General features: G+C 37.1%; 27 protein-coding genes. 16 read left to right on the top strand and 11 right to left on the bottom strand.

Annotation, left to right across the window (positions count from 1 at the left end):
• Positions 1-40: 40 nt before the first annotated feature.
• Positions 41-421: a winged helix-turn-helix transcriptional regulator gene (locus CLU97_RS14110; RefSeq protein WP_121488497.1), complete on the bottom strand. Its 381-nt coding sequence runs from the start codon at positions 419-421 to the stop codon at positions 41-43.
• A gap of 91 nt (positions 422-512) precedes the next feature.
• Between CLU97_RS14110 and CLU97_RS14105 the strand changes: the two genes are divergently transcribed.
• Positions 513-1,043, top strand: a complete 531-nt coding sequence (locus tag CLU97_RS14105) for an NAD(P)H-dependent oxidoreductase (protein ID WP_121488496.1) — start codon at positions 513-515, stop codon at positions 1,041-1,043.
• 46 nt (positions 1,044-1,089) lie between these two features.
• Here CLU97_RS14105 and CLU97_RS14100 read toward each other — a convergent pair whose 3' ends face one another.
• The 6 genes from CLU97_RS14100 to CLU97_RS14075 all read right to left on the bottom strand — a co-directional run bounded on the left by CLU97_RS14100 (position 1,090) and on the right by CLU97_RS14075 (position 6,566).
• Positions 1,090-1,542, bottom strand: a complete 453-nt coding sequence (locus CLU97_RS14100; protein ID WP_121488495.1) for a hypothetical protein — start codon at positions 1,540-1,542, stop codon at positions 1,090-1,092.
• Positions 1,539-2,018 (bottom strand): hypothetical protein, encoded by a 480-nt coding sequence (locus CLU97_RS14095; RefSeq protein WP_121488494.1) that lies wholly within the window; start codon positions 2,016-2,018, stop codon positions 1,539-1,541. The genes CLU97_RS14100 and CLU97_RS14095 overlap by 4 nt, the downstream gene beginning before the upstream one ends.
• A complete protein-coding gene (locus CLU97_RS14090) occupies positions 2,019-2,519 on the bottom strand; it encodes a DUF2199 domain-containing protein (protein WP_121488493.1) in 501 nt (166 codons plus the stop codon).
• 53 nt (positions 2,520-2,572) lie between these two features.
• On the bottom strand, positions 2,573-4,159 hold the full coding sequence (locus tag CLU97_RS14085) for a patatin-like phospholipase family protein (RefSeq protein WP_121488492.1): 1,587 nt from the start codon (positions 4,157-4,159) through the stop codon (positions 2,573-2,575).
• Between the two features lie 110 nt (positions 4,160-4,269).
• Positions 4,270-5,169: a CorA family divalent cation transporter gene (locus tag CLU97_RS14080; protein ID WP_121488491.1), complete on the bottom strand. Its 900-nt coding sequence runs from the start codon at positions 5,167-5,169 to the stop codon at positions 4,270-4,272.
• 50 nt (positions 5,170-5,219) lie between these two features.
• The gene (locus CLU97_RS14075) at positions 5,220-6,566 is read right to left on the bottom strand and encodes an IS5 family transposase (protein ID WP_121486246.1); all 1,347 of its coding nucleotides are present in this window, start codon (positions 6,564-6,566) and stop codon (positions 5,220-5,222) included.
• A gap of 146 nt (positions 6,567-6,712) precedes the next feature.
• Between CLU97_RS14075 and CLU97_RS14070 the strand changes: the two genes are divergently transcribed.
• Positions 6,713-7,735, top strand: a complete 1,023-nt coding sequence (locus CLU97_RS14070) for a 3-oxoacyl-ACP synthase III family protein (protein WP_121488490.1) — start codon at positions 6,713-6,715, stop codon at positions 7,733-7,735.
• Positions 7,736-7,912: 177 nt separating this feature from the next.
• Here the strand turns inward: CLU97_RS14070 and CLU97_RS14065 are convergent, their stop codons facing one another.
• Positions 7,913-9,073, bottom strand: coding sequence for a thioredoxin family protein (locus CLU97_RS14065; RefSeq protein WP_121488489.1), 1,161 nt, complete (start codon positions 9,071-9,073; stop codon positions 7,913-7,915).
• Positions 9,074-9,374: 301 nt separating this feature from the next.
• On the opposite strand from CLU97_RS14065, the gene CLU97_RS14060 reads away from it, so the two are divergent.
• Positions 9,375-11,003 (top strand): AraC family transcriptional regulator, encoded by a 1,629-nt coding sequence (locus tag CLU97_RS14060; RefSeq protein WP_183084576.1) that lies wholly within the window; start codon positions 9,375-9,377, stop codon positions 11,001-11,003.
• 404 nt (positions 11,004-11,407) lie between these two features.
• On the opposite strand, the gene CLU97_RS14055 is transcribed toward CLU97_RS14060, so the two are convergent.
• The 3 genes from CLU97_RS14055 to pruA form a co-directional block, all read right to left on the bottom strand.
• Complete coding sequence (locus CLU97_RS14055) at positions 11,408-11,617, bottom strand: hypothetical protein (RefSeq protein WP_121488487.1); 210 nt, start codon at positions 11,615-11,617, stop codon at positions 11,408-11,410.
• A gap of 242 nt (positions 11,618-11,859) precedes the next feature.
• Positions 11,860-12,081: a cytochrome C551 gene (locus tag CLU97_RS14050; protein WP_121488486.1), complete on the bottom strand. Its 222-nt coding sequence runs from the start codon at positions 12,079-12,081 to the stop codon at positions 11,860-11,862.
• Between the two features lie 356 nt (positions 12,082-12,437).
• Positions 12,438-14,063 (bottom strand): L-glutamate gamma-semialdehyde dehydrogenase, encoded by a 1,626-nt coding sequence (pruA, locus tag CLU97_RS14045; RefSeq protein WP_121488485.1) that lies wholly within the window; start codon positions 14,061-14,063, stop codon positions 12,438-12,440.
• Between the two features lie 406 nt (positions 14,064-14,469).
• Here pruA and CLU97_RS14040 point away from each other — a divergent pair, with 406 nt between their 5' ends.
• The 13 genes from CLU97_RS14040 to CLU97_RS13980 all read left to right on the top strand — a co-directional run bounded on the left by CLU97_RS14040 (position 14,470) and on the right by CLU97_RS13980 (position 26,414).
• Positions 14,470-14,835 carry a hypothetical protein gene (locus tag CLU97_RS14040; RefSeq protein ID WP_121488484.1) on the top strand — a complete coding sequence of 122 codons (366 nt, stop codon included), beginning with the start codon at positions 14,470-14,472 and terminating at the stop codon, positions 14,833-14,835.
• Between the two features lie 155 nt (positions 14,836-14,990).
• A complete protein-coding gene (gene ureA, locus CLU97_RS14035; RefSeq protein ID WP_065398656.1) occupies positions 14,991-15,293 on the top strand; it encodes an urease subunit gamma in 303 nt (100 codons plus the stop codon).
• Positions 15,294-15,305: 12 nt separating this feature from the next.
• Positions 15,306-15,674: an urease subunit beta gene (ureB, locus tag CLU97_RS14030; RefSeq protein WP_121488483.1), complete on the top strand. Its 369-nt coding sequence runs from the start codon at positions 15,306-15,308 to the stop codon at positions 15,672-15,674.
• 1 nt (position 15,675) lies between these two features.
• Positions 15,676-17,397, top strand: coding sequence for an urease subunit alpha (gene ureC / locus CLU97_RS14025; RefSeq protein ID WP_121488482.1), 1,722 nt, complete (start codon positions 15,676-15,678; stop codon positions 17,395-17,397).
• Positions 17,398-17,506: 109 nt separating this feature from the next.
• Positions 17,507-18,154 carry a hypothetical protein gene (locus tag CLU97_RS14020; protein WP_121488481.1) on the top strand — a complete coding sequence of 216 codons (648 nt, stop codon included), beginning with the start codon at positions 17,507-17,509 and terminating at the stop codon, positions 18,152-18,154.
• Entirely contained in the window at positions 18,144-18,653 is a 510-nt protein-coding gene (ureE, locus tag CLU97_RS14015) for an urease accessory protein UreE (RefSeq protein ID WP_121488480.1), read from the top strand. The genes CLU97_RS14020 and ureE overlap by 11 nt, the downstream gene beginning before the upstream one ends.
• Before the next feature lies 1 nt (position 18,654).
• Positions 18,655-19,344, top strand: a complete 690-nt coding sequence (locus tag CLU97_RS14010; RefSeq protein ID WP_121489752.1) for an urease accessory protein UreF — start codon at positions 18,655-18,657, stop codon at positions 19,342-19,344.
• A gap of 202 nt (positions 19,345-19,546) precedes the next feature.
• Positions 19,547-20,185, top strand: a complete 639-nt coding sequence (gene ureG / locus CLU97_RS14005) for an urease accessory protein UreG (protein ID WP_047094673.1) — start codon at positions 19,547-19,549, stop codon at positions 20,183-20,185.
• On the top strand, positions 20,186-20,974 hold the full coding sequence (locus CLU97_RS14000) for an urease accessory protein UreD (RefSeq protein ID WP_121488479.1): 789 nt from the start codon (positions 20,186-20,188) through the stop codon (positions 20,972-20,974).
• A gap of 155 nt (positions 20,975-21,129) precedes the next feature.
• Positions 21,130-21,831 (top strand): hypothetical protein, encoded by a 702-nt coding sequence (locus CLU97_RS13995; RefSeq protein ID WP_121488478.1) that lies wholly within the window; start codon positions 21,130-21,132, stop codon positions 21,829-21,831.
• Positions 21,832-22,039: 208 nt separating this feature from the next.
• Entirely contained in the window at positions 22,040-22,927 is an 888-nt protein-coding gene (locus CLU97_RS13990) for an urea transporter (protein WP_121488477.1), read from the top strand.
• 186 nt (positions 22,928-23,113) lie between these two features.
• On the top strand, positions 23,114-25,360 hold the full coding sequence (locus CLU97_RS13985) for a TonB-dependent receptor (protein WP_121488476.1): 2,247 nt from the start codon (positions 23,114-23,116) through the stop codon (positions 25,358-25,360).
• Between the two features lie 163 nt (positions 25,361-25,523).
• The gene (locus CLU97_RS13980; RefSeq protein ID WP_121488475.1) at positions 25,524-26,414 is read left to right on the top strand and encodes a helix-turn-helix domain-containing protein; all 891 of its coding nucleotides are present in this window, start codon (positions 25,524-25,526) and stop codon (positions 26,412-26,414) included.
• The last annotated feature ends 6 nt before the right edge of the window (positions 26,415-26,420 follow it).

Below are 26,420 nucleotides of genomic sequence, written 5' to 3'. Positions count from 1 at the left end.
ATTTTTACACAAAATAATACAATGTAGAATTTTTTAAATTTTAAATATTATATATATTGTTATTTTTCATCAGCTCTTTATGCTCATTTCCCCATTTTTCAAACTCAAGAATAATAGGTTTCAGTTTGTAACCAATTTCTGTAAGCTCATATTCTACCCTTGGCGGAACTTCTGCATATACAGTTCTGGTAATGATTTTATCTTCTTCCAGTCTGCGAAGCTGAAGGGTAAGCATACGTTCTGTAATGTTCTGAAGCTTCTTTCTAAGTTCCCCGAATCTCATTTTCCCGTTGATCAGATAACAGCATATTGCCAATGCCCATTGTCCCCCGATGGTGTTAGAAGCATAAATTTCCGGACATTCATCAGCAAGCGCTTTTTTATTGGCGAAATTGGTTGAGGTTTCCTTTATTTTAGTCATTACTTACATTTTTTATAGTACCATACAATAGGTTGCTAATGTACGAAATGTAAGTTACGTGTTGTAATTTTGTAATAGAAATTTAAACATAATGAAGACCTTAGTAATTGTAACACACCCAGATATTGAAAAATCTGTGATCAATAAAAAATGGATTGACGAATTAAAAAAACACCCTGAAAAATATACTGTTCATCAATTGTATGAAGCTTATCCTGATGGAAAAATCAATGTGGCTCAAGAGCAAAAGTTAATGGAATCTTATGACAGAATTGTATTCCAGTTTCCTTTTTACTGGTTCAGCAGTCCGCCACTTTTAAAACAATGGCTGGATGAGGTGGTTTTGTATGGCTGGGCGTATGGAAGCAACAGTGGTTTCAAGCTGGCAGGAAAGAAAATGTCACTGGCCGTTACAGCAGGTATAGATGAAGAAGCCTATACAGCATCCGGAGTATATAAATACACTATGAACGAACTTTTCAGACCTTATGAACTGACTTTCGATTATATAAAAGCAGATTACAAAGAACCTTTCGTTTATTACGGAATTGAAAGAGATTCTTCTGATGAATGGATTAACAGAAGTGTTCCAATGTATCTGGAATTTTTGGATAACTTATAGAAATATGAAGAGTAAGTTGAGCTCTTGATTTAATAAGGAGTTCAACTTACTTTTGAATATATTCAAAAGGCTCTGCATTCCAGTCCTGTACATATTTCTTTATTGTATTACTGTCAATATTAAAGGGAACATCCTGATATTTCCAACCTTTTTCTGGAATTTTTAAGTCAATAAGATAGTTTTCAATAGAGTAGATATCAAGTATCGCTGAATTATCAGGTTTTATAGAGTCAAAAATAATAAGAAATTGATCTCCTTTCTGATAAGAGACATTAGCTGTTTTAGAGTAGGTATGGCCATTAACATGATATTTGTAATCTATTCCTACACCATTATTGTTTTTATAATGCCAATCTGATATGGCTCCTCCAATTGTATATTTAGGATTTTTGAGAATATCATTGATTCCTAAATTAGCACTAATTAACCAAAATATAATCAGTCCTAAAGTAAGTATCAAAATAATGATATGAAATTTTTCTGAGATCAATTTCTTCATGTCCGATCAATATACTTTTCATTAAACTTTTGCAGATCTACTACTTGTTCCTGAAAATATTCTTTAAATTTATGTGAAAGGCTTTGATCTTTAAATTTAACAATAGTATATCCGCTGTCAAAAGAAATAATTTCTAACATACTTTCCTGAATTAAAAAATGATCAGGTTCCCAAACACTTGTATCTTCAGCAGATAATCTGGAGACTGATGAAGTATCTGGTTCACTATTATTTGGAACAGCTGAAATGATTCCCCAAATGATCTGAGTATTGCTTTTATAGAGCTGTTCAAATTCCTGATGATCCAAAACAAAATAATCTTCATCAAAATTGATAGGAAGCGGCTGATCAGATATAAAATCTAAATCTGTCAGAATCCATTTATAAAAAGCAAGGTCATTCCAAACAGGTTTCAAAACCTCATGAAGATTGGTATGGAATTTTACCTTTTTTGTACTTCTGATAATCCAGTTCATCTATTCTTTATTTAAAACCCTGTTAATTCTTTTCTCTGCTTCCTCCATTATTATTCCATTATGAAAGTCATATACAAACGGATGCTCATAGCTTTCATGATGATAAACAAAAGGCCGTCCGATAGAATTATTTACTACTACAGTTGTAGGAATACTTTCCTCAAACTCATAATCCGGAAGATAAGTAGCAAGCCATCCGAAATATTCTGCTTCGAATTCTTTATTGTCATAGTTTTCAACATATTCATTGAAGTTTTTTTCACTCAATGATACCCAGATTCCATATTCCAGATCTCTGCAGTCATCAGTAACCTCCTGTACAAGAACGGTGCGGATAAATCTATGGGTATCTTCAGTATCTTTTACAATACATAAGTCTGAAGTGAGTTCAGTAGTCTTTAATTCCTCTTCTGATAGACAGTAATAAAAATAAGGAGCGTTATAAGCTATCGCAGGCCAGTCTTCTTTCTCTTCTCCACAGCATTGGCAGATATATTTCATACTATTGTTTTATTTATAATATATAATATTGGTTAATTTAAAAGATAAAACCCTTACCCCACCGTAGGTGTATCCTCTTCTTTCAGTATTTTTTTCTCCTTCATGGTAAGCAGCATTCTTTCGTATTTGTACTTTTCCCAGTTGAAGGTGTTGAGAAAATCAAGAGCCGCCTGAAAACCTCTGTTAAAAAGTTCTTCCTTTTCTTCTTTTTTCATAAAGAAATTCAGCCAGCTGCTGGTACCGCAGTTTACGGTCTGTATACTATACAATTTGTAAAAAGTATGTTTGGTAAGAAATGTTTTATCATTAAATCCTTTTAAAGTACTGATGATATTTCCGGCATAGCTGAACGGGCTTTTAAGAATTTCCTGACTGGTTTTTCCTTTTTCCGAAAGAATGGCAGAATCACTGGTCAGCTGCACTCCGAAAAGAGGCATTCTGGGATAAAAAACTTCATCCGCATGAAACAAATCAATCGGAAAATTGGAAATACTGCCACCATCAATGAAAACACCGGCAGGATTAATATCTTCAGGCTTTGTATTCATCCAGTATCTCCAGGCATACTCTACAGAATCATCATTCTTATTGATTTGCTTTTGAAAAGGCTCAAAGAAAAATGGAACTGCCATAGATGCTCTTACAAATTCGGCCGGGCTGATGTGCTTCAGTTCTTCCTCAGACCAATAAAGGTTGGCCATTGTAGGAAGTTCTACCTTAATTTTAGCATTGATGTCAGTGGTAATAACCACATATTCAGATTTTAAAAGGTAGAAAGGATTGTTTTTATAATAATCATTATTAACGGCACTTTCATAGAAAATTCTGTACCGGGTTAAATCAATATGTTCCTGGTTTTTGGTTTTGATTTTTTCAATGCTTTGCAAAGCCATATTATAATATTCCTGTCCGTTTCCGTAGCGGTAATTAAGGTTGAGGCCATATTCCTTCTGAATAAATTTTTCGTTGAGGTTAGCAACTGTTTGTATTCCAAAACGCACTAATGCATTTTGCATGGTATTCTGAAAGGCATTTCCCGGATTAAGCCCGCTATTTTCCTTTCTGAAATTATCATATAACTTTTGAACACAGAAAAAGAGAATAACAGCCGGAATCAGAGGAATCAAAAACATCAGTTTGGCATTCAGTATTGTAGAGGGATTAACCAAAAACGGAATACTGATCAGAATAATAAACAGGATTCCAGCAATAATGGTATTGATTTTGAAGAAATCTTTATTATTAAGCATCGCATGCAGCGTCGTTTTTACATACGTTTTTCCATCCATGAAATCTGCAAAATCCCAGCTGAAAAGAATATCCTTAATCAATTCACTTTTAGCTTCTTCTTTAGTTTTACACGCTGCTATAAGCATTGTATTAATTGCTCCGGCGCTTGTTCCGGCTACTTTCAGAAAACGGATTCCAAAAATTTCAAGCCCGTAAAGATAACCCACCAGTGCACTTCCCCAGACGCCGCCACCTTCCTGTACAAACTCTATATACTGATTCCCGTTCTGATCCAGAAGATCAGAAAATTCTTTGGCCGAAATATTCTCGTGCAAGGCAAGCAGCTTATCCCTGGATGTCTGTGAGAGAGAAGGATCTTCCAGAATTGTGTTAAGGTTATCAGCAGTCATGGTATTTTGTTTTAATGGTGTCTTGTCATTGCGAACCGCGGTGAAGCAATCTAATAATCTAAATTAATAAACCGATTTATATTTTTGCGACTTTCCGTTCAAGGAAAAAATTACCACTGTTTGCGCCTCACATAAATAAACGTACTGAGCATAACAGTAGCCATAGCTCCAAGCGTTATAAAATATCCATACTTATGATGAAGCTCCGGCATATTATCGAAATTCATTCCGTAAACTCCGGCAATAAATGTGATGGGTAAGAAGTAAATGGAATAAATTGCCAAAACTTTCATTACCTGATTGGCTTTTTGATCAGAAAGAGCCAGGAACATGGAAATAAGGTTGGTGATCTGGATATTTAAATGATCAAAATCGGCAACAACATCTTTATGCTTATCTTTTAAATCCACAATTTCTGAATCCTGAAGATTGAGTAATTTAAACTTATCAATGGCATCCGTAGAAATTACCAATACCCTTGAGTTCAGCCCTGATTTTCTTTTCAGCTTGTAAAGACGTCGGATCTGGTTCGTGTGATTCGTGTTTTTAAGAAAGATCTCGTTTTCAATATTATCCATTGTTTCGAACAGGCTTAAAGATTCATCATCGAAACTTTTCATGATCAATATTGCAATTTTCAGCATGATTTGTTGCGGCATAAGATCCTCCTGAATCAATGAAATTTGCTTTTTAGTTTCAGAAATACTTCTTGTTTTCATCCTGTGGATGGTAATAATGGTATTCTCTACCAGAAAAATTCCGATTTTGGTACTGATATCACTAATGGTATTGAGATTTTTTCTCTCCAGTTCTGTACTTTCACGAAGGAGAAAAAACTTTACATTTCCGTCCTCTTCATATTTGGGAAGGTGATTGGGATCCATGGTATCTTCCAGAAGAAGATTATTGATTTCATATCTTTCATGAAGAAATTTCAGGTCTTCCGCAGTAGGAGCCTCTACATCTACCCATTCGCACTGGGAGGTTCTGTATATCGTATCAATTGGCATAAAGTAAAAATACTAATATTTTGAAAAAGTATGTATTAAATAGTCATTCCTTAAGAAATGCTATTTTCTAATTTATTTTTAAACATAGAATTAGAAAATAGGATAATTTGTATTTGATAAAAAAATAAACTCAATTCTTTTTTCAGTATTTCCATCATTTTCTTCATATTCCAGGCGGTTGCTGATAATAATGCATTGATTTGTGGCCCCATTTCTCCCATGAAATAATTTTGAGCCAGCCTAAAATCCGTCTTTAAGTGTCCGATGATAGGTTCGATCGCTGCTCTAGTTCTGAATTTCTTGCGTTTTATTTGTTTTTGATAAGCGGTGTCTGTTTTTCTTGGAGTGCTTGGAATAGAGATTTTTACGCCTTTGATCTCCGATTTTCCTCTGCCACCTCGATCGTAAACGAGTTCTTTTGGAAGTTGCTGACCACTGTTTTCCATTTGCTCCAGAAGCGGCTCAATGGTGTGACCATCGTATGGTGTTTGTAAAAATGCCTTAATCCCAAGAATGATTTTTTTGCCTTTGCCCGAGGTCGTTATCAAGCCCACCTTATTTCCAAATTCATACTGTTTATGAGCTTTTCCTTTCGCAATACATCGGGTAAATGGTTTGTGAATGCTGTAAATTTTATCGGTATCGTTTCTTTTTTGAGTAACCGCTTTGGCGTAAAGTGTCAGTGTATTTTTGTAAAACTCTTTCTGTTCTGCCGTAAAATTGCGTTCCAGTTCTCGTATCAGCCTCATGGCGATGGTTTTTAATTGTCTTTGTGACTTTCTTGCCATTTTAGCTCGCTTAGGATGTTTGCCGTTGTAGGTGTTGCGAACCAGTCGTTTGCTGACTTTCGTGTAGCGCTGTCTCTGCTTTAGGCCTTCTTTTTCGGCTATTTTGTTGCAATAATCAATTACTTTTTTACACAATTTCGCATCCGTAGGAAAAGTAGTGTTATTCTCTTGAACCGTGGTATCTGACAAAACAAAATGTGAAGTATTGACCTTTGCATCATGCATCCTTACACTGTAGGCAAAGATTTTTTCAATACCGTTTTCGCCAATTCTTTTTCGGAAATGCACAAAATTACTTGGGTCACACGGGAATTCATGTTCAAAGAAAACTCTTCCGCAAAAATACTGCATGTAAGGATTCATAATCCACGCTGAGGCAAGGGTTTCATCGCCCAAATTGTACAGGTGCTTCAAAAGAAGGCAGCCCACCATAAACCGAATCGGATGACTTGGATTGCCTACTTTAGAATACAATGGAGAAAATTCTTTCTCGAAATAATTCCAATCAATTTTTTCTGAAAGCAATACAAGTTCGTGCTTCTCATCAATAAAATCCACCAACATCGGGCGAAATAATTCTGGCAGTTTTTCTGGATTTTTTCCCAACATATTTGCAAGGTTTTAAAGCTCTAAAATACAAAAACCTGCAAGAAAAAACAAATGAATCAATATTTAGAATACTAATATCCAATGTTTTAAATGTATTTTAAGGAGTGACTAAATAAGTTTTATCTTTGCCAAAATTAAAAAACTATATGATTAAAAGTACCATAAAAGGGGTAGGATTTTATGTTCCAGATAACGTCGTTACAAATGACGATTTATCAAAACTAATGACGACCAATGACGAATGGATCACAGAAAGGACAGGTATCAAGGAAAGAAGACACAGAAAAAATAGAAATGACTCTCAGGAAACCAGTGCTTATTTAGGTTTTAAAGCTGCAGAAAAAGCGATTCAGAATGCTGGTCTTACCTCAAAAGATATCGATTATATTGTTTTCGCAACTTTATCGCCGGATTATTATTTTCCTGGTTGTGGTGTTTTGCTTCAGGATATGTTGGGGTGTGATACAATTGGAGCATTGGACGTGAGAAATCAGTGTTCAGGATTTGTATATTCTATGAGTGTGGCAAATGCATTTATTAAATCAGGTACTTATAAAAATATTCTTGTTGTAGGAGCGGAGGTTCATTCTTTTGGATTGGATTTTTCTGATGAAGGAAGAGGGGTTTCTGTAATCTTTGGGGATGGAGCAGGAGCTGTAGTCCTTTCTGCAACAGAAGATGAAAATGCAGGTGATATTTTAGCGATGAATATGCATTCTGAAGGAAAATATGCAGATGAGCTTTGTACTCAGTTTCCGGGTTCAAAATTCGGATGGAGTGACAGAATGAGAAAAGAACCGGAGAATGTTACCAATAAAGAAGTTTATCCTATCATGAATGGAAACTTCGTATTCAAACACGCGGTAACAAGATTCCCGGAAACCATGATGGAAGCTCTGAACAAAGCTGGAAAAACAATTGAAGACCTTGATATGTTCATTCCACATCAGGCGAACCTTAGAATTGCTCAGTTTGTACAGGAAAAATTCGGATTACCGAACGAAAAAGTCTTCAATAATATTCAGAAATACGGAAATACCACAGCTGCGTCTATTCCAATTGCTTTAAGTGAAGCAATTGAGCAAGGTAAGATAAAGAGAGGAGACCTTGTACTTCTTTCAGCTTTCGGAAGCGGATTTACATGGGGAAGCGTTCTTTTTGAATATTAATGAGTGAAAAGACAATAAGGTTAATAGCTTATTGAAATACATTGAATACGTGAGAGTTCCCCTCCAATGGAGAAGGTAGCGAAAATTCAAAAAAATTTTAAGGGGTTAATTCAATCATACAATTAAAAATCCCGCAGAACTTCTGTTCTGCGGGATCTAATTTTTTTATAGTATCTATTAAAGACTCTTCAATAATTTTTCTGTGTCAGAAGAATCCTGTCCTGTGCTTTTTGCCAGTTCAATAGACTTTTCCGCCCACATTTTTGCATTTTTCTTATCGCCTACTTTATTATAAAGATTGGCTAAAGTATCTGTATTGGCAAAATTCTGATCTTTTTTTACAGATTCCTGTGCCCATGCAATTGCTTTTTCCAGAGAAGTTTTATTGCTTACATTTTCAAAGAAATTCCACGCAAGAGAATTCAGTTCTTCAGAACCTGCAGCAGAATAATCTTTGTAAAGATCAAGAGCTAGTTTTTCATACTCAGGAATATCTTTATTCTTTAAAGCTCTGTTGGCTTTCATTCTTTTTAAGACCTTGTCAGCTTCTTCCTTAGTCAGAAACTTCTGAGCTTCGGCCATGAAATAAGCATCATCCCATTTTTTAGTATCCGGATTATATGCCTTTTTAGAAACAGTGTTCAGCTTTATATTCTTGTCGAATTTTTCGTACTTATCCTCAGGAAAGAATTTAACGATATCAGCTTTTTTATCCTGAAAAATCTTATACAAAGGGCTGTCTGTAGTTTGTACTCCTGAAAGAAGCATCTGAACATCTTCCTGATCTAAAGTAGGCTTTTGCTGAAAATAACGGTTCATCACCTTACCAGCAAAATCAGCATCATTGTACATGGTAAGCCCGGCAAGATTCTTTAAAAACTCAGGATCTTTTTCTCCTTTTTCAAACTGCTCTTTCAAAGAAGTCACTCTTTTGTTAGGATCTTCAGCATCTTTTGCAAACTGGATGAAGTCTTTTTCTTCCACATATCCCAGTGTTCTGTGTACTGCTTCACCATTCCCATCAATGAAAAGGTAAGTTGGGAATGCTTTTACATTATATTTTTTAGCAAGCTCTATTCCTTCTCCTTTTTCCATGTCAATTTTAGCGTTGATGAAGTGAGAATTATAATAATCTCCTACTGACTGAAGCGGGAAAATATTTTTTACCATCAGTTTACAAGGTCCGCACCATGAAGCATATGCATCTATAAAGACAAGTTTTTTTTCTTTTTTTGCTTTAGCAAGGATAGAGGCAAAGTTGCCGTCTTCAAACTTAATTCCCTGTGCCCAGGCAAGGGCCCCTATAAAGATTGTGGAAAGTATGGCTATTTTTTTCATAAAAACTTTTTATTCCCTGCAAATGTAATAAATATGATGGCACATGAGCCGTTCATATTGAAAATAATTATACCGTAACATTAGTTTTAAAACAGAAATAGGGTGATGTGAAAGATAATCATGTATTGTTTTGGTGTAATTATTAAAATTAACGTAAATGACTATTTTTAGTTAAATAGTTAAATTTCAATATAATATTTTAATAAAAAATAAAATATCACTAGTTTTGTAAAAAACAAAAAGACACCCAGTGAAAATAATGATGAATTATTATAGAATAAAAATAATAATTTATTTTTCCATGTCTAATAATCTACTGAAACTTTTGTTTTTGCTGATAACAGCAGTCCCCATATCTGCACAGAAAAAAAACAGCTTTGATCTGATCTGTGAAAAGACTTCTTCCGTTACTGCTTATAAAGATTTGCCCAAAGCAATCAAAACAGCAGATTCTCTTTATATGAATGCACAGCAGCCTTCCGAAAAGATAAAATGTCTTGTCCTTTCCTCTGAGCTTTATCATCATGCCGGTGAACTGAAAAAAGCAATTTGTTACAGCGAAAATGCCCACTCGGTGATCAACCAGATTAATGATCCGGAATGGATGGCTGTGGTAACAAGATTACTTGCGAGACAATATAGACAGGTAGGGTTATATGAAAGATCCAAAAAATACATTGTAAAAGGGCTGGAAGCTTCCGGCAGGATTTCCGATTTTCAAAAAAGTAATGAAGCGGCAGGGCTTTTGAACCAGGAAATGGCTTTCTATGAAATGGAGCTGGGGAATTATTCCAATGCAATACGATACATTGAATCTTCCCTGAAATATTTTGAAAAAATAAATACCAGCGGTGAAAATAAAACGTCTGCTGCTTCTTATCAGGTTTTGGGAGATGTTTATTTTAAACTTAATGATTATAATGCTTCTGAAAATTATTATAAAAAAGCAGAAAGATTGCTTAATGGCACAAGCTGTACATTGGGACTGATCTACAACGGGCTGGGAGGAATCCGCCTGAAACAGAAAAACTGGAAAGATGCCGAATTATACCTCAAAAAAGCAGAAAAAATAGCCGATACATCCCGAAGTCTTAGGCTGAAGAAAGCCGTATATTCCAATATCAATGATTATTACGAGGGAACCGGAGATAACTATAAAGCCTCTTTATATGCTGTGAAATATGTTCGCACTTACGACAGCATTGCGGCCCGTAACCAAAGTTTTGCAGGAAAGGGTTTAGATGGTTCAAAAGGGAAGTCCGGTAAAAAAGACAGTCATATGAACCTGATAAAGAATACCACAATTATTATTTTGTTTACTTCATTAGTTGGATTGTTGGTTTTCTTTAGATTCAAACAAAAAAAGCAACGTTCCAGATTTAGAAATATCATAAGAGCTCAGTTAAATATGATCAGAAGCAGGACACCTTATCCTGTGAAAGGATTTGACAATGCTGAATTCTCCAATATATCTGTGGAAGAAATTGACGAAAAAGACTCTGAAGCAGACCGCCGGAGAAATGATTCTCTGATGACCTCGGAAACGGAACTAAAATTACTTGAACTGCTTGAAGATTTTGAAAAAGGTAATCTTTATAACAATAAAGGAATGTCCCTGTCTTTTCTTGCAGGAGAGCTGAATACCAATACAAAATATCTGTCTTATGTAATTAATCAGCATAAAAGTGCAGATTTTAAAACATACATTAACCGTTTAAGAATCAATTATATTGTAGATAAACTGATTAATGATGAAAAGTACAGGCAGTATAAAATAAGTATTCTTGCCGATGAGTGCGGCTTTTCTTCTCACAGCAAGTTTGCTGCAGTCTTTAAGGCGGTTACCGACTATTCTCCGTCAGCCTATATTAAATATCTTGATGCTGAAAACCAATCAGATAAAAATGTTCATTTTCCCGAAAATGATTAAAAAGAGAGGATATTTTGAATTCTATCTTGCCATTTTCACGAAAATGAACATCCTATTATTTTAAAGAAAGTCTTTGCTGTCCTATATTTGCGCCAGTTTTAGGGAAAGAAACACCATCGTACTACAGCTTATCTCTTTTATTTTTTTGAAGGATTATTCTTTCTTCAAAATAAGCTACACCGTAAGAATATCCAATTCCTAAGCTGAAAAAACAAGCCATGAAAATTAGCATATAAAACGCAGATCTATTTCATTATTGAAATAACTGTTGTTCCCATTTTTATCTTTAAAAGAATATTCTGTCAGAATATGTATAACATCCCATAATCGGGGTTGATTGCCCGGTTTTTTTTCAGTCAAGTTTTTTTAAGTGCAAATCCACAGAAGTCTGTGGATTTGTGATTTTATTTAACTTTCGTACTGTCTGTTTTTACTTTTGAAGTATCAGTGGCTGCGGGAGAAGGGATGGAGTTGGCTACAGCAGAATCTCCCATTCTGTTTCTTAATGAATCTTTGTCGTGAGCATCTTTATACTCTTCTCTTTTTTCTTTGTTTTGAGCACAGCTTCCAAGAAAAAGAAGTCCAAGAACGGCTCCTATCCATAATTTTTTCATAATAGTCAATTTTAATGTTTGGTTTTAATCAAATATAAGGATTTATAAGATAAAAGATAAAAGATATTCCTTAAATATCTGAATTCAATAGGAGTGGAGTGGGTTTGGGCTACTTTAAATATAAAATATCATCTACTGGCCTTGTTTCGGCCATCAATCGAAATATATTCCACATTATTCAAAAAAATCTGCAGAGCTTTCATCTGCAGATTTCCTTTTTTAGATTGAATGTTTATAAATTACTATTTGACAGGAGTTGTTACCATAGAATCCTTTTTCATCTTGATACTGTCAGGATTCGTCATTTTAGTAGTCATTGTATCAGTAGTGGCAGGTAATGCACTTTTCTGTGTGTTCTCTACCGTTGCTGAGTCCCGGCTACTTGTAGACATTGTCGATTCTTTGGTTCCACAGCTCACCGCAAATATTCCTATTCCAACGGTTGCTAGCAATAACTTTTTCATACTATTCTATTTTGGGGGTGTTATATCAATAAAAAAATCAACAATTATTCCTAATAAGGTAGACAGAGTTGTAAAATATCGGTAAAGTTTGTTAAAAGATGTTAGGTAGCAGGTTTTAGGGATTAGTATGTAGGGGGATAAATGTTAGAGAGTATTAGAGTATTAGAGTATTGGAGTATTGGAGTAAAAGTGTAATTTCTGGCTACAAGTAACCTTAAACTTTGAATCTTGAACCCAACCCCGGCATGCTGCATCTCGTACCCCGAACTCATTACCCTAAAAAAGCCCCGAAACCGAAATTCCGAGGCTGTATTCATAGAACAGACAACAATTACTCATTGCCTATTACTTATTAATTACCCTAGGTATGGATATTTGTAGTTCTTTGGAGAAACAAACGTTTCTTTTACGCTTCTTACAGACGTCCATCTTAGAAGATTCATTTTAGAACCTGCTTTATCGTTGGTTCCTGAAGCTCTACCACCACCGAAAGGCTGCTGACCTACTACGGCACCAGTTGGTTTATCATTGATATAGAAGTTACCGGATGCATTTTCTAAAGCTTTATAAGCTTCGTTGATGGCGTAACGGTCTTGTGAGAATACAGAACCAGTCAATGAATAAGGAGAAGAAGAATCTACTAATTTAAGAGTCTCTTTCCAGTCTTGGTCTTCATACACAAATACAGAAAGGATTGGACCGAAGATCTCTTCTACCATGCTTTCGTATTGAGGATTTGTAGTTTCAATTACTGTTGGGTGTACGAACCATCCTTTAGAATCATCCACTTTTCCACCGATTGCTACAGTAGCTTCACCTGAAGCGTTAGCTCTGTCAATGTATCCTTTACATTTTTCAAAAGAATTTTTGTCGATTACAGCGTTTACGAAGTTAGAAGTATCTTCGGGAGAACCCACTTTGATTGTACTCATCTGAGCTTCCATTACTTTTTTTACATCAGCCCAAAGAGATTTTGGTACATAAGCTCTTGAAGCAGCAGAACATTTTTGTCCCTGATATTCGAAAGCGCCTCTTACCAATGCAGTCGCTACAGCTTCTACGTTAGCAGACGGGTGAGCAATAACAAAGTCTTTACCACCTGTTTCTCCAACAATTCTTGGGTATGTTCTGTAATTGTGAATATTATCACCGATCATTTTCCACATTCCCTGGAATACTTTTGTAGAACCTGTAAAGTGAAGACCAGCGAAATCACGGTGAGCCAATACTTTTTCCGCAGTTTCTTTACCATCTGTAAAGATCATGTTGATAACCCCGGCAGGAAGACCCGCTTCTGTTAATACATCCATGATTACTTTTGCAGAATATACCTGCTTGTCAGACGGTTTCCAAACCACTACGTTACCTAGCATTGCCATACAAGTTGGAAGGTTACCGGAAATAGCCGTAAAGTTGAATGGAGTTACTGCAAAGCAGAATCCTTCTAATGGTCTGTACTCAACACGGTTCCAGATTCCGTTGTCAGAAACTGGCTGCTCAGAATACATTTCTGTCATGAACTCTACATTGAATCTTAAGAAGTCGATGAACTCACAAGCTGCATCAATCTCAGCCTGGTGTACATTCTTAGACTGTCCGATCATGGTTGCAGCGTTGATCACATCTCTGTAAGGACCTGCTAAAAGATCAGCTGCCTTTAAGAAAATTGCTGCGCGTTGTTCCCAGCCTAGTTCATTCCATTCTTTTTTAGCTGCCAATGCCGCGTTGATAGCGTCATCCACATGCTGCATACCACCCTGGTAATAGAATCCGAAATCATGAGCATGATCCTGTGGAGACTGAAGCTGAACTTTTGTATCCGTTTTTACTTCTTTTCCGTTGATGATCATTGGAATTTCCACCTTTTCAGCCCACATTTTTTTATATGTATCGATAAGGCTTTTTACTTCCGGAGATCCCGGTTCGTATGAATTTACCGGCTCGTTTACCGCTAATGGTACTTGCGAAATTGCTTTTGACATATTACGTTTTATTATTTTATTAAATTTAATAAGATGTGTATACAAATTTACAATAATTATAAAGAAAGAAAAAATACACGATGTTTTTGTAAAATAAACCTTAAAACAAATGAAATAATAGGATATAAGTTTTTTTTGACTATAAATTTTACGAAATATTAATCTATTTGTTCTGTTTTTTAGGGTTGAGAAAAAAATACTACCATTTACTGTCATTATAGGAATTAGGACAATAAAAGAATTGTCATAGTTTAAAAATAGCTATTAACCGCTGTAAATAAGGTATTTGTAGTGGAATGTTAAAATTGTATAAATTCACATTTGTTGCGATTTTGAACATTTTAAATAATTTTTTTGATAGCGGAAGGGATAAGATTGTTCTACTTTTACATCATTATTAACAGGTATGAAAAAAAGAGTCCTATTTTTCTCTTTTGTGATATTTTTCTCAGCATTGTGTGCATGTCTTTTTGCACATAAAGGGAAAGCTCAACCATATTCTGATATCCTTTCAAAAATTCATCTTCTTCAGCAGAAATCTGATCAGCAGACTCAGCCTGAAATGTACAGTTTTTCAGATGTACAGGACGTACAGGATTCCAACGACTGGGAGAAAGTGAAATTTGATTACTCCATTCTTGCACAGCAGTGGTTACAGTATTTCTTTGCAGGCTATACTTACAATACACAGGTTGCGGCCATTCAAAACCGTACTTATATTACAGCGCCAAGATATATTTTGTATCATTGCCTGCAGATAGCTGGCTGCTAATTCTTTTTTTAATTTTAATGATCCCTCATGGTTTGTATTAACGTTAATACAGATCTGTAAGCATCATTTCCCATTTTACATTTTTGAACATATCTATTTTGCCTTTATGGAGAGGCGAACCGGATACTGTTTGTCCAATTTTAAATAAAAATATTATGCATTTAACACCGAGAGAAACGGAAAAGCTTATGCTATTTCTGGCAGGCGAACTCGCGCTGAAAAGAAAGGCAAGAGGCCTTAAATTAAACTACCCTGAATCAATAGCACTCATCAGCCATTTCTTGCTTGAAGGCGCAAGGGACGGGAAGAAAGTAGCCGAACTGATGCAGGAAGGTGCTAATCTTCTTACTAAAGAGGATGTGATGCCTGGCGTGGCAGACATGATCCACGATGTTCAAATAGAAGCAACTTTTCCGGATGGGACGAAGTTGGTAACCGTACACAATCCAATCCGTTAATACCTACTGATCATGATACCAGGAGAAATTTTTGTAAAAGAAGGTACAATTGTCTGCAATGAAGGCAGAGAAACTGTAAAAATAAGAGTAACAAACACAGGAGACCGTCCTATTCAGGTAGGTTCGCACTTTCATTTTTTCGAAGTGAATAAAGCCATGAGCTTTGATCGTGAGAAAGCTTTCGGAAAGAGACTGAATATTGTAGCAAGTACTGCAGTGCGTTTCGAACCGGGGGAAGAAAAAGAAGTGGAATTGGTAGAAATAGGAGGAGCCAAAAAAGCAATGGGCTTTAATAATCTTGTTGATGGACAGGTAGATTCTGAAGATCAAAAAAAAGCAAGCCTTGCAAAAGTTGAAGAGTTAAACTTTAAAAATCACTAAGATGAGCTTACACGTAGACAGAAAACAATACGCCAATATATTAGGTCCTACAGCTGGAGACAAAATCAGACTGGGAGATACCGAAATTATTATTGAAATCGAAAAAGATTTCACTCATTACGGAGACGAAGCTGTTTTCGGAGGAGGAAAAACAGTACGTGATGGTATGGGACAAAATGTTACTGCTAAAAGGGATGAAGGTGTTTTAGATCTTTGCATTACCGGAGCCGTAATCATTGATCACTGGGGAATTGTAAAAGGAGACATCGGAATCAAAGACGGGAAGATTGTAGGAATCGGAAAAGCAGGGAATCCAGATACAATGGACGGTGTAAGTCCTAATATGATCATCGGGGCTTCAACCGAAGTTCACGGAGGAAAAGGATATATCGTAACAGCCGGAGGTATTGATACCCATATCCATTATATCTGCCCTCAACAAATCGAAACATCGCTTTACAGCGGAATTACAACAATGATCGGTGGGGGGACAGGCCCTAATGACGGAACCAATGCTACAACGGTTACTCCGGGAAGCTTCAATATGCAGAAAATGCTTGAAGCAGCAGAAGAATATCCAATGAACCTTGGCTTCTTCGGGAAAGGAAACTGTTCGGCAGAAGAACCTATTGAAGAGCAGGTAGAAGCAGGTGCTTTGGGAGTAAAGATTCACGAAGATTGGGGAGCAGCTCCGGCAACCATTGATGCTGCACTAAAGGTTGCGGATAAATATGACGTTCAGGTAGCGATCCACACCGATACCTTGAATGAAGGAGGATTCCTTGAAGATACCATGAGAGCCATCAACGGAAGAGTAATCCACACTTTCCACACAGAAGGAGCAGGTGGAGGTCACGCACCGGATATTATTAAAGCAGCAATGTATCCAAACGTATTGCCGGCTTCTACCAATCCTACGCGTCCTTACACGGTCAATACAATTGATGAGCACTTAGATATGCTGATGGTTTGCCACCACTTGAGCAAAAACATTCCTGAGGATGTAGCGTTCGCAGATTCCCGTATCCGTCCTGAAACCATTGCAGCAGAAGATATTCTTCATGATATGGGAGTTTTCAGCATCATGAGTTCAGACTCTCAGGCGATGGGAAGACCAGGTGAAGTAATCACCAGAACATGGCAGACGGCAAGTAAAATGAAAGAACAGAGAGGTGATCTTGTTGAAGATAAAGGCCATGGTAACGATAACTACCGTGCGAAAAGATATGTAGCGAAATATACCATTAACCCAGCTATTGCACACGGTATTTCAGAATATGTAGGATCTATTGAAGAAGGAAAATTAGCCGACTTAGTGATCTGGAAACCTGCATTATTTGGTGTAAAACCAGAAATGATTGTAAAAGGAGGATTCGTAATTGCAGCTAAAATGGGAGATCCTAACGCATCTATTCCAACGCCTCAGCCGGTTATTTACAGAAATATGTTCGGAGCTCACGGAAAAGCAAAGTTTGGTACTTGCGCCAATTTTGTTTCTCAGATTTCTATTGACAATGGAACAATTGCTTCCTACAAACTGGAAAAAATGATTCTTCCGGTGAAAAACTGTAGAAATATTTCCAAAAAAGACCTTATCCACAATGATAAGACTCCTTTAATTGAAGTGAATCCTGAAAATTACAAAGTAACAGTAGATGGTGAATACATCACTTGTGAACCAGCGGAAACACTGCCTTTAACACAGCTTTATTACTTGTTCTAAGATAAACTTAAACAATAATGGATACCAACCTTATAGGTTTCAAAAACCTATAAGGTTTAATCAAAGTTTATCTAGTACAATTTACCACAATTATAGAATCAAGCTTACAATGAAATATTTAAATAAAACAGCTTTTTCTCTTATCATAGCCGGTGTGTCCATACTTTCAGGGAATCTGAATGCTCAATTTCTGGGCGGGCACAGAATTAAAAGCGATGAAGACGGGCCAAAAGGACAGTTTATGGTCTACGGTTCATTAGACTATTCTAAAATCACAACCCCTTCAAGCAGCAGCAGTACCGTTTCCAGCGCACCGCTTGGAGTGGGCTACTTTATCAATAATAATGATCTTGTCGGAGTCAACTATGCCTACTCTCAGAATACGGTTGATCATAATGTAGTCTACAAACAAAATGAAGCGGGAGTTTGGTATAGCCCTTCAGTAATGCTTGGGAAATACTTTGTATTGATCGGCCAGGTGGATGCTCATTATGTTTGGGGGCAACAGCTTTCAACAGCAGCAGACGCTATGCAGAATTTTAACGGATTTCGTCTCCGTGCCTATCCTTTGATCGGGATATTGTTAGGAGGTGGCTGGGCACTGAAATTCAAATTTGCAGAACTATCCATGCTTCAGACGAAAACAAAAGAAGAAGGCTGGACAAAAAGCTATGTAGCAGGAATCAGTGGTTCCACTTTCGGGGTAGGTATCTCCAAAAACTTAGACTTCAGAAAAAAATCTAAAAATGATAATTAATCAAATCATAGGCAACCTCGCTGAAAATCCTTCGGAGAAAACCATAGACTATCTTGATCTGGAATGGTTTGAAACCACCAAAAGAATCCAGCGCAAAAAAACCAGACAGGGAACCGATGTTGCCATCAAATTTCTCAGAGAAGGGCAGCGTTTGCGTGAAGGAGACATTCTTTTTGAAGATGCAGAAAAAATAATTGCGGTAAATGTTCTGGAAACAGAAGCTATCGTAATGTCACCTTCTTCACTGTTGGAAATGGGTACTGTGTGTTATGAGATTGGAAACAAGCATATTCCGCTTTTTATTCAGAATGATAAAGTATTGCTTCCTTTTGAAATGCCTATGTTCAGATGGCTGGAAGCAAGCGGTTTCAAACCGGAAAAACAATCTGTAAAACTGCTGAATCTTCTTAAATCTAATGTTGAACCTCATGGACATGGAAGTCTGGGATCAACAATCTTTACGAAAATCTTAAAAATGGCTGCCCCGAAAGATGAATAATATGAATATAAACTTTCTGTCAGGACTGCTTCATCTTGCAGATCCTACACTTCCCATCGGGGGATATACCCATTCCAACGGACTTGAAACTTACGTTCAGGAAAGAATTGTACATAATCTGGCAACCGCAAAGGAATTTGTACAGAATATGCTTCAGTACAACCTTAAATTCAATGACGGAGCTTTTGTAAAACTGGCTTATAAAGCAGCAGAAAAAGGAGATTTAGAGGCATTGATATTTCTTGATAATGAGTGTAATGCTATAAAATGCCCGAAAGAAATCCGGCAGGCCAGCCAGAAACTGGGACTCAGACTGATTAAGATTTTCAAGAGAAGAGACCATTTTCCTTTTATGGAAGCTTTTGAAAAAGCAGTTCAGAATAAAGAAGCCAATTCCCACTATTGTATCGTATTCGGAGTGTATGCTTATTTAATGAAAATTCCTTTGTACGAAGCACTTTTAGGATTCTATTATACTTCCGTTGCCGGAATGATAACGAATGCAGTAAAACTGGTTCCCCTTGGACAGCTGGACGGGCAGGATATTCTATTTTCACTCTATCCCGTAATGGAAAAAACAGTTTGGGAAACCATGGAGTTGGATAGGGATATGGTGGGACTTTGTAATACTGCCTTTGATATCAGATGTATGCAGCATGAAAGACTGTATTCAAGACTTTATATGTCATAAAAAATAAAAATAAAAGACAAAAGGGAGGAAAGGCAAAATGATAAAAGAAGATTGGAAAAGCTAAGGAAGTAAAGAAGCGTAAGACTCAATGAATATGAATGCTTATTAGCCGAATGAAATGCCTTTGCATCCCTTACATTATTCTCAGTTAATAAAAAACAAGGCCCATCGCGTTTAAAAAATCAATTAAAAATTAAAAAAAATGGAAAATAGAAAGTATATAAAAGTAGGAGTAGCAGGACCTGTAGGTTCAGGGAAAACTGCATTATTGGAACGTTTAAGCAGAAAATTATTCGGGACTTATGATCTTGGAGTAATCACGAATGATATTTATACTAAAGAAGACGCTGAATTTATGGCAAAAAACAGCCTTCTTCCCCACGACAGAATTATCGGAGTAGAAACAGGAGGATGCCCTCACACAGCAATCCGTGAAGATGCAAGTATGAACCTAGAAGCAGTGGATGAGCTGGCAGCACGTTTCCCTGAAATTGAATTGGTTCTTATCGAAAGTGGAGGGGATAATCTTTCCGCGACATTCAGTCCCGACCTTGCAGACGTTACCATTTTCATTATCGATGTGGCAGAAGGAGAAAAAATTCCTAGAAAAGGAGGTCCCGGTATTACAAGATCAGACTTACTGATCATCAATAAAATTGACCTTGCTCCTTACGTTGGAGCCAGCCTTGAAGTGATGGAAAATGATGCCAGAAGAATGAGAAAAGGAAACCCTTTCGTATTCACAAACCTGAAAACAGATGAAGGGCTGGATAAAGTAATTGGTTGGATCAAAAAATATGCTCTTTTAGAGGAAATTGAAGAACCGAACTTAGTAAGATAAATGGATAGTCGTTTAAATATAATTGCAGGATTCAAGGGAGGAGAATCCTATGTGAAAGATCTTTATGTCTCGCTTCCTTTCAGGGTAGTTTCTGTAGGACAGCGGAAAAGTGACAAAAAGCTCTATCAGATGGTGATGAGCTCCTCTCCGGGAATTCTGGACGGAGACCATTATCATTTGGATGTTACCCTTGAAAAAGGAGCTGCCCTTCAACTGCAGTCGCAATCCTACCAGAGACTTTTTAACATGCAGGACCAGGCACTTCAGGAGCTGAACGTTTCTATGGAAGATGAAACTTCTTTCGCCTATGTTCCTCACCCTATAGTTCCCCACGAAGATTCCAACTTTAAGAGCAAAGCGAATATTCATATCGGGAAAAACAGTCAGATTATCATCAGTGAGATCATTACCTGTGGAAGAAAACATTATGGAGAGGTTTTTAAGCTGAAACGCTTTCAGAATGTCATGGAAATCTATCACAATAATAAACTTGTAGTGAAAGATAACGTTCTGATTCAGCCTGATATGATCCCGATCAGCAGCATTGGAAACCTGGAGCAGTATACCCATCAGGGAACCCTGATTTTCTACAGTACAAAGGAAAATGTAGATAAAAACAGATTGATAGAAGAAATCGTTGAGGCCGCTGTGCAGCATCATGAAGAAATGGAAGTAGGAGTTTCCGCAATGGAAGATAATGGTTTTGTAGTAAGGGCTTTAGGGCATGGAGGAGAACAGATGTACAACTTCTTCCTGTATATTCAGGAAATCCTTTGGTCTTTAGAGTAAAAGAGAGGCTGTCTCAAAGTCAAACAATCTGGCTTTTGTCATTCTGACGAAGGGATAATCTCATTGATAACCAAATATATGAGATTCTTCACTACATTTCATTTCTTTCAGAATGACACTTTTGAGACTGCCTCATAAAAAAATTAAATTAAAAAATGGATAGTACAGTTTGGGCGCTTCTGTTAAGTGCCATTTCAATAAGTTTTATACATACAGCCTCAGGGCCGGATCATTATCTGCCTTTCATTGTTATTTCAAAATCTAAGAAATGGAGCGGAATGAAAACAGCCATCTTAACCGTTGTCTGCGGATTCGGACATGTGTTCAGTTCCCTGATCTTAGGTTTTATCGGAGTTTTCCTTGGATGGCAGCTGAATAAAATCTCCTGGTTTCAGGATATCAGAGGAAATTTCTCAGGATGGGCATTGCTGATCTTTGGAGGAGTTTACTTGGTATACGGTGTCATTCAGGCTATCAGAAACAAACCGCATAAACATTTTGATGTAATGGGTGATGATGTGTATGTATATGAACATAATCACAGTGAAGTGGTAATGCCTCAAAAAAGAATAAAAGTAACTCCGCTTGTACTTTTCATGATTTTCGTAATGGGACCAAGTGAACCTCTGATTCCTTTATTATTTTATTCAGGAGTCAAACATTCCATGTCTGAAATCGCTGTACTGGTAACTTCATTCACCATAACAACCGTTTTAACAATGCTCGGGATGGTTCTCTTAGGGCGTTACGGGTATTCAACACTATTCAATACAGAAAAACTGGAAAGATATATGGGAGTGGTAAGCGGAGCGGTAGTAACCGTTTGCGGAGTTGGAATGGTCTTTCTTGGATGGTAAACGAGTTCCAGGATTCAGGATTCGAGTGATAGAGTGGGAGAGTTTGAGGGTAAGAGAATTGGAACGTTGAAGAAAGAATCGAAGTTGAAAAATGCTGAATTTTCAATCTCGTATCCTAATCCTCGTACCTCGCATCCAGCATCTAGCAACAAAAAAGAACCAATAACCCTCTAAAATCACTCTACATTATTAATAAATTAAAAAAACTATGGAAGAATTTTTCAAAAAACTCCCTTTTTTAGACAATGTTTTAAAAGGAATCGGGCAGATCATGCTTCAGGAAAACAGGTGGACAGGCTTTTTGTTTCTTATAGGAATCTTTATGGGAAGCTGGCAGTGCGGGGTTGCAGTATTGCTTTCAACAGCAGCCGGAACTTTTACTGCAATGAAGCTTAATTATGACAAATCTGAAATCAATGCCGGACTTTATGGTTTCAGTGCAGCTCTTGTAGGAGTTGCGTTGTCGTTCCTTTTCGAAACTACAATATTGATCTGGATTTTAATAGTATTGGGTGGAGCATTGGCAGCTGTTATTCAGCATTTCTTTATCCGGAAAAAAATTCCGGTGTTTACTTTTCCTTTTATCATGATTACATGGGTGTTGGTATTTGCACTGCATCATTTTACCCACATTCCGCCTTCAGAGATGTTGAGCAGTGAAGTGGTTCCTTCAGAATACGATGACTTTCTTACCTGTACCAATGGTTTTGGGGAAGTAATATTTCAGGGAGGAATTCTTTCAGGAGTTATTTTCTTTCTGGCTGTTTTCATCAGTTCTCCGGTAGCTGCTTTATATGGATTGGCTGCGTCAATTCTGGGTGCAGGATTATCACAGTTGAATGGAGAACCTATCAAAGAAATCCACATGGGATTATTTGGGTTTAATGCCGTGCTTTCAGCCATAGTTTTTTCAGGAGTCAAAAAAACAGATGGATTGTGGGTGCTGATCGCGGTTCTTATCACCATTGCTATTGATGATCTTTTAATAGACAATCACTGTCTGGATATGGTAGGCGGAGTATTTACATTCCCATTTGTAGCCGGAACGTGGATTACGCTTTTAATTCAGAAGGCATTTCTTAAAGCGAAAAGCTAAGAGGTTAGAGAGTTGGAGAGTTGGAGAGTTGGAGAGTCTGAGGGTTGGAGAGTTTGAGAGTGCAAGACTGTTTAAAGCTCTTTCTCAATAATTGACTATTCACTTGCGAAGTAAAATTCACTATCGACATCTCTCTAATTTCTAAATTCAAAATACATATTAAATCAAAAACAATTAAATCAAAAAATGAGAATAACAAAAATAGCAGCTGTATTTCTGGTCATGGCATTCAGTGGAAAAATGATGGCGCAGGAAACAGAAAAACAGTTGTTAATCAAAGATGCAGATGACAAATTCCCCATTGCGGATGTTTTGGTGAAATACGACCACGGAAACAGCCATACCCATACAGGAACAGACGGTACATTTGCCGTTCCTGTAAAATCCCTTCCTGATACCCTTGTGATCAGCCGTCAGGGATATGATGAGGTAAAATGGGTCGTAATCAATGATGAAGATAAAAGTAAAGTTATTTTTTTACAGCATAAGCCTTTTCAGATTTCTGAAGTAGCTATCAATCACAGCACTTTTTTATCGGCCATTACCAAGGTTGATCTGAACAAATTCCCGGTAAATTCAGCGCAGGATTTATTGAGAAAAGTTCCCGGGCTGTTTATTGCACAGCATGCCGGAGGCGGAAAGGCAGAGCAGCTTTTTTTAAGAGGATTTGATGCCGATCATGGCACAGATGTAAGCGTAAATGTAGACGGAATGCCAGTGAACATCGTTTCTCACGCCCATGGTCAGGGATATTCTGATCTACACTTTGTAATTCCTGAAACCGTTAATAATATTGATTTCGGAAAAGGAGCTTATTATATGGATCGTGGAGACTTTGACACCGCAGGATATGTGGATTTTCAGACCTACAATGGTTTGAAAAACAGTATGATTAAGCTGGAAGGTGGCTCGTTCAATTCAAAAAGAGTCTTAGGAATGTTCAATATTCTGCATGATGATCTGGGACGAAAAAATGCATATATAGCAGCAGAATACAACTATACAGACGGCCCTTTCGATGTAAAGCAGAATTTTAACAGAGTCAATATCTTCGGGAAATACAATCAATGGTTGACGGATAAAGACTATTTCAACATCCAGTTTTCAACATTCAATTCTTCCTGGAATGCTTCCGGACAGATTCCGGAGCGTGCCGTAGATGAAGGAATCATTGGCAGATGGGGAAGTATAGATCCTACAGAAGGCGGGAAGACATCCAGAACCAATCTTCAGATGAATTTTAAACATATTATTTCCCCTTCCGAGCAGATAGATGCCATGGCTTTTTATTCAAAGTACAACTTCAATCTGTATTCTGATTTTACTTTTAATTTGAAAGATAAAGAGAATGGCGATGAAATTCAGCAGACGGACGGACGGAATATTTATGGAGCCGAAGTAAAATATACAAAGACTTTTTCCTTTGCCAACAGCTCTTTAAACTGGACTTCAGGAATCGGTTTAAGAAACGATGATATCAATACTCTACAGCTTAACCACGTTTATCACAGAGATCTTCTGCTGGACAGGCTGTCTGATGTAACGGGAACGGAAACAAATCTTCATGCCTATTCAGGTCTGATATGGAAAACAGGAAAATGGACAATCAATCCGGCTTTGAGAGTGGATCATTTTATTTTTAATATGCACAATCTGCTGGATGTGGAACAACTGCCATCCGGACAGTCAAAAGAAGCAACAAGACTGAGTCCAAAATTGAATTTCTCCTATGCTCAGAATGACAATGTAATGTGGTTCCTGAAAACAGGGATGGGCTTCCATTCCAATGACCTGAGAGTAGTCGTTCCGAATAAAAACGAAAATACGCTTCCGTACTCTATAGGTGCAGATCTCGGGGTAAGATTACACCCGTTCAAATCCTTGATCATTACTCCGGCATTATGGTATATGGATCTTCAGCAGGAATTTGTGTATGTAGGAGATGATGCAGTGGTAGAGCCTTCCGGGAAATCAAGACGTTTTGGGGCGGATCTTGGAGTTCGTTTCCAGCCGCTGGAAAACTTTTATCTGAATGCGGATATTAATTATTCCCACGCAAGATTTACCGAAGAAGAAAAAGGACAGGATTATGTTCCTTTGGCTCCGGTTGTGACCAGCACAGGATCTGTAAACTGGGATTTCCTGAATGGTTTTTCTTTGGGACTTCAATATAGATATCTGGGAGCAAGACCAGCTGTGGAAGATAACAGCATCAGAACGAAAGCCTATTTTGTGAATGATCTTATGCTTTCCTATAACCGTCAGAAATGGGGAGCTAATGTTCAGCTGAATAACCTTTTCAATGTAAAATGGAATGAAGCCCAGTTTGCAACGGAAACTCAGCTGAAAGGAGAAGCAGAACCTGTTACAGATCTTACATATACACCAGGAAGCCCTTTTGGAGTGAGAGTAGGAGTGTATTATAAGTTCTAAGTAAGAGGGTAAGAGAGTGGGAGAGTGAGAGGGTGAGAGCGTTTGGGAGTATAAGGGTTGGAGAATAAAGTACGGGATTCGGGTTTCGTGGCTATTCTTTCACTCTTTTGCCTTCTCTGCTTTAAAAATATTTTGTATAACTTTAAATAATCATAACAAGGATATGGAAGTACTATCCAATTTTCAATATAAAAAGCTTTTTCTTCCGAATATTACGGATAAGACATTAGCCAATAATGCTGATATACAGCTGTATCGGATAGAAAACTATCTTAAAGGTATTCTGATGCCGGTGATTCCGTACCGTACCACGTTCAATTTTATTATTTTCGTTACCAACGGGCATATCAGACAGTATCTTGAAAATAAAGAATATAATGCCGAAAAAGGAGGAGTAATCTTTATCAAACAAGGAACAATTACCGCAACCGTAGAATTATCAGACGATATTGAAGGATTCTTTCTTGCCTATGAAAATAACATTCTGTCTGAACAGGAACTTCCGAAACATAAAAGCAGTATCTTTTTTATGACTCCTTTCCTGAATCTTGATAGTCTGACCTATGGAACCATTATCCAGCTTCTCCCGATCATGGAACAGGAATTATGGTTGAATAATCTGAATATCAATGATGTGGTGGTAACCATGCTTCATCTTATTTTAATCAAAATGCTGAGTACGGATTCTGATACCCATCACAAATCTGCGACACGTCCTATGGAGCTGTCTCTTCAGTTCCGGGATCTTTTGTTCAAATACCATGTGGTGGAAAAAAGAGTCGCTTTTTATGCCGATAAACTGTCCGTAACAGAAAGCTATCTGAATAAATGCGTAAAAGGAGTTACCCAAAAATCACCGAAACAATGGATCAATGAGATAGATATCAATTACAGCAAAGCATTACTTCATTCCAGTAAAGATATTGCAGAGATTGCCTACGAACTGAATTTTCATACTGCGTCGCATTTTACCCAGCTTTTCAAAAAAATTGCAGGAATTACCCCGAAGGAATACAGAACTCAGTTTTTGAACAAAAGCAGGATTTCAGTATGAGATAAA

The sequence above is a fragment of the Chryseobacterium sp. 7 genome (genome assembly GCF_003663845.1).
In the GTDB taxonomy this organism is placed as follows: domain Bacteria; phylum Bacteroidota; class Bacteroidia; order Flavobacteriales; family Weeksellaceae; genus Chryseobacterium.
Note: the sequence above shows the minus strand (reverse complement) of the source record. Positions and strands in the feature narration are given on the sequence as shown.

Bases quoted from the DNA above. Each gene is read 5' to 3' on its own strand.
- CLU97_RS14110 (WP_121488497.1), bottom strand. From the start codon at position 421: ATGACTAAAATAAAGGAAACCTCAACCAATTTCGCCAATAAAAAAGCG.
- CLU97_RS14105 (WP_121488496.1), top strand. From the start codon at position 513: ATGAAGACCTTAGTAATTGTAACACACCCAGATATTGAAAAATCTGTG.
- CLU97_RS14100 (WP_121488495.1), bottom strand. From the start codon at position 1,542: ATGAAGAAATTGATCTCAGAAAAATTTCATATCATTATTTTGATACTT.
- CLU97_RS14095 (WP_121488494.1), bottom strand. From the start codon at position 2,018: ATGAACTGGATTATCAGAAGTACAAAAAAGGTAAAATTCCATACCAAT.
- CLU97_RS14090 (WP_121488493.1), bottom strand. From the start codon at position 2,519: ATGAAATATATCTGCCAATGCTGTGGAGAAGAGAAAGAAGACTGGCCT.
- CLU97_RS14085 (WP_121488492.1), bottom strand. From the start codon at position 4,159: ATGACTGCTGATAACCTTAACACAATTCTGGAAGATCCTTCTCTCTCA.
- CLU97_RS14080 (WP_121488491.1), bottom strand. From the start codon at position 5,169: ATGCCAATTGATACGATATACAGAACCTCCCAGTGCGAATGGGTAGAT.
- CLU97_RS14075 (WP_121486246.1), bottom strand. From the start codon at position 6,566: ATGTTGGGAAAAAATCCAGAAAAACTGCCAGAATTATTTCGCCCGATG.
- CLU97_RS14070 (WP_121488490.1), top strand. From the start codon at position 6,713: ATGATTAAAAGTACCATAAAAGGGGTAGGATTTTATGTTCCAGATAAC.
- CLU97_RS14065 (WP_121488489.1), bottom strand. From the start codon at position 9,073: ATGAAAAAAATAGCCATACTTTCCACAATCTTTATAGGGGCCCTTGCC.
- CLU97_RS14060 (WP_183084576.1), top strand. From the start codon at position 9,375: ATGTCTAATAATCTACTGAAACTTTTGTTTTTGCTGATAACAGCAGTC.
- CLU97_RS14055 (WP_121488487.1), bottom strand. From the start codon at position 11,617: ATGAAAAAATTATGGATAGGAGCCGTTCTTGGACTTCTTTTTCTTGGA.
- CLU97_RS14050 (WP_121488486.1), bottom strand. From the start codon at position 12,081: ATGAAAAAGTTATTGCTAGCAACCGTTGGAATAGGAATATTTGCGGTG.
- pruA (WP_121488485.1), bottom strand. From the start codon at position 14,063: ATGTCAAAAGCAATTTCGCAAGTACCATTAGCGGTAAACGAGCCGGTA.
- CLU97_RS14040 (WP_121488484.1), top strand. From the start codon at position 14,470: ATGAAAAAAAGAGTCCTATTTTTCTCTTTTGTGATATTTTTCTCAGCA.
- ureA (WP_065398656.1), top strand. From the start codon at position 14,991: ATGCATTTAACACCGAGAGAAACGGAAAAGCTTATGCTATTTCTGGCA.
- ureB (WP_121488483.1), top strand. From the start codon at position 15,306: ATGATACCAGGAGAAATTTTTGTAAAAGAAGGTACAATTGTCTGCAAT.
- ureC (WP_121488482.1), top strand. From the start codon at position 15,676: ATGAGCTTACACGTAGACAGAAAACAATACGCCAATATATTAGGTCCT.
- CLU97_RS14020 (WP_121488481.1), top strand. From the start codon at position 17,507: ATGAAATATTTAAATAAAACAGCTTTTTCTCTTATCATAGCCGGTGTG.
- ureE (WP_121488480.1), top strand. From the start codon at position 18,144: ATGATAATTAATCAAATCATAGGCAACCTCGCTGAAAATCCTTCGGAG.
- CLU97_RS14010 (WP_121489752.1), top strand. From the start codon at position 18,655: ATGAATATAAACTTTCTGTCAGGACTGCTTCATCTTGCAGATCCTACA.
- ureG (WP_047094673.1), top strand. From the start codon at position 19,547: ATGGAAAATAGAAAGTATATAAAAGTAGGAGTAGCAGGACCTGTAGGT.
- CLU97_RS14000 (WP_121488479.1), top strand. From the start codon at position 20,186: ATGGATAGTCGTTTAAATATAATTGCAGGATTCAAGGGAGGAGAATCC.
- CLU97_RS13995 (WP_121488478.1), top strand. From the start codon at position 21,130: ATGGATAGTACAGTTTGGGCGCTTCTGTTAAGTGCCATTTCAATAAGT.
- CLU97_RS13990 (WP_121488477.1), top strand. From the start codon at position 22,040: ATGGAAGAATTTTTCAAAAAACTCCCTTTTTTAGACAATGTTTTAAAA.
- CLU97_RS13985 (WP_121488476.1), top strand. From the start codon at position 23,114: ATGAGAATAACAAAAATAGCAGCTGTATTTCTGGTCATGGCATTCAGT.
- CLU97_RS13980 (WP_121488475.1), top strand. From the start codon at position 25,524: ATGGAAGTACTATCCAATTTTCAATATAAAAAGCTTTTTCTTCCGAAT.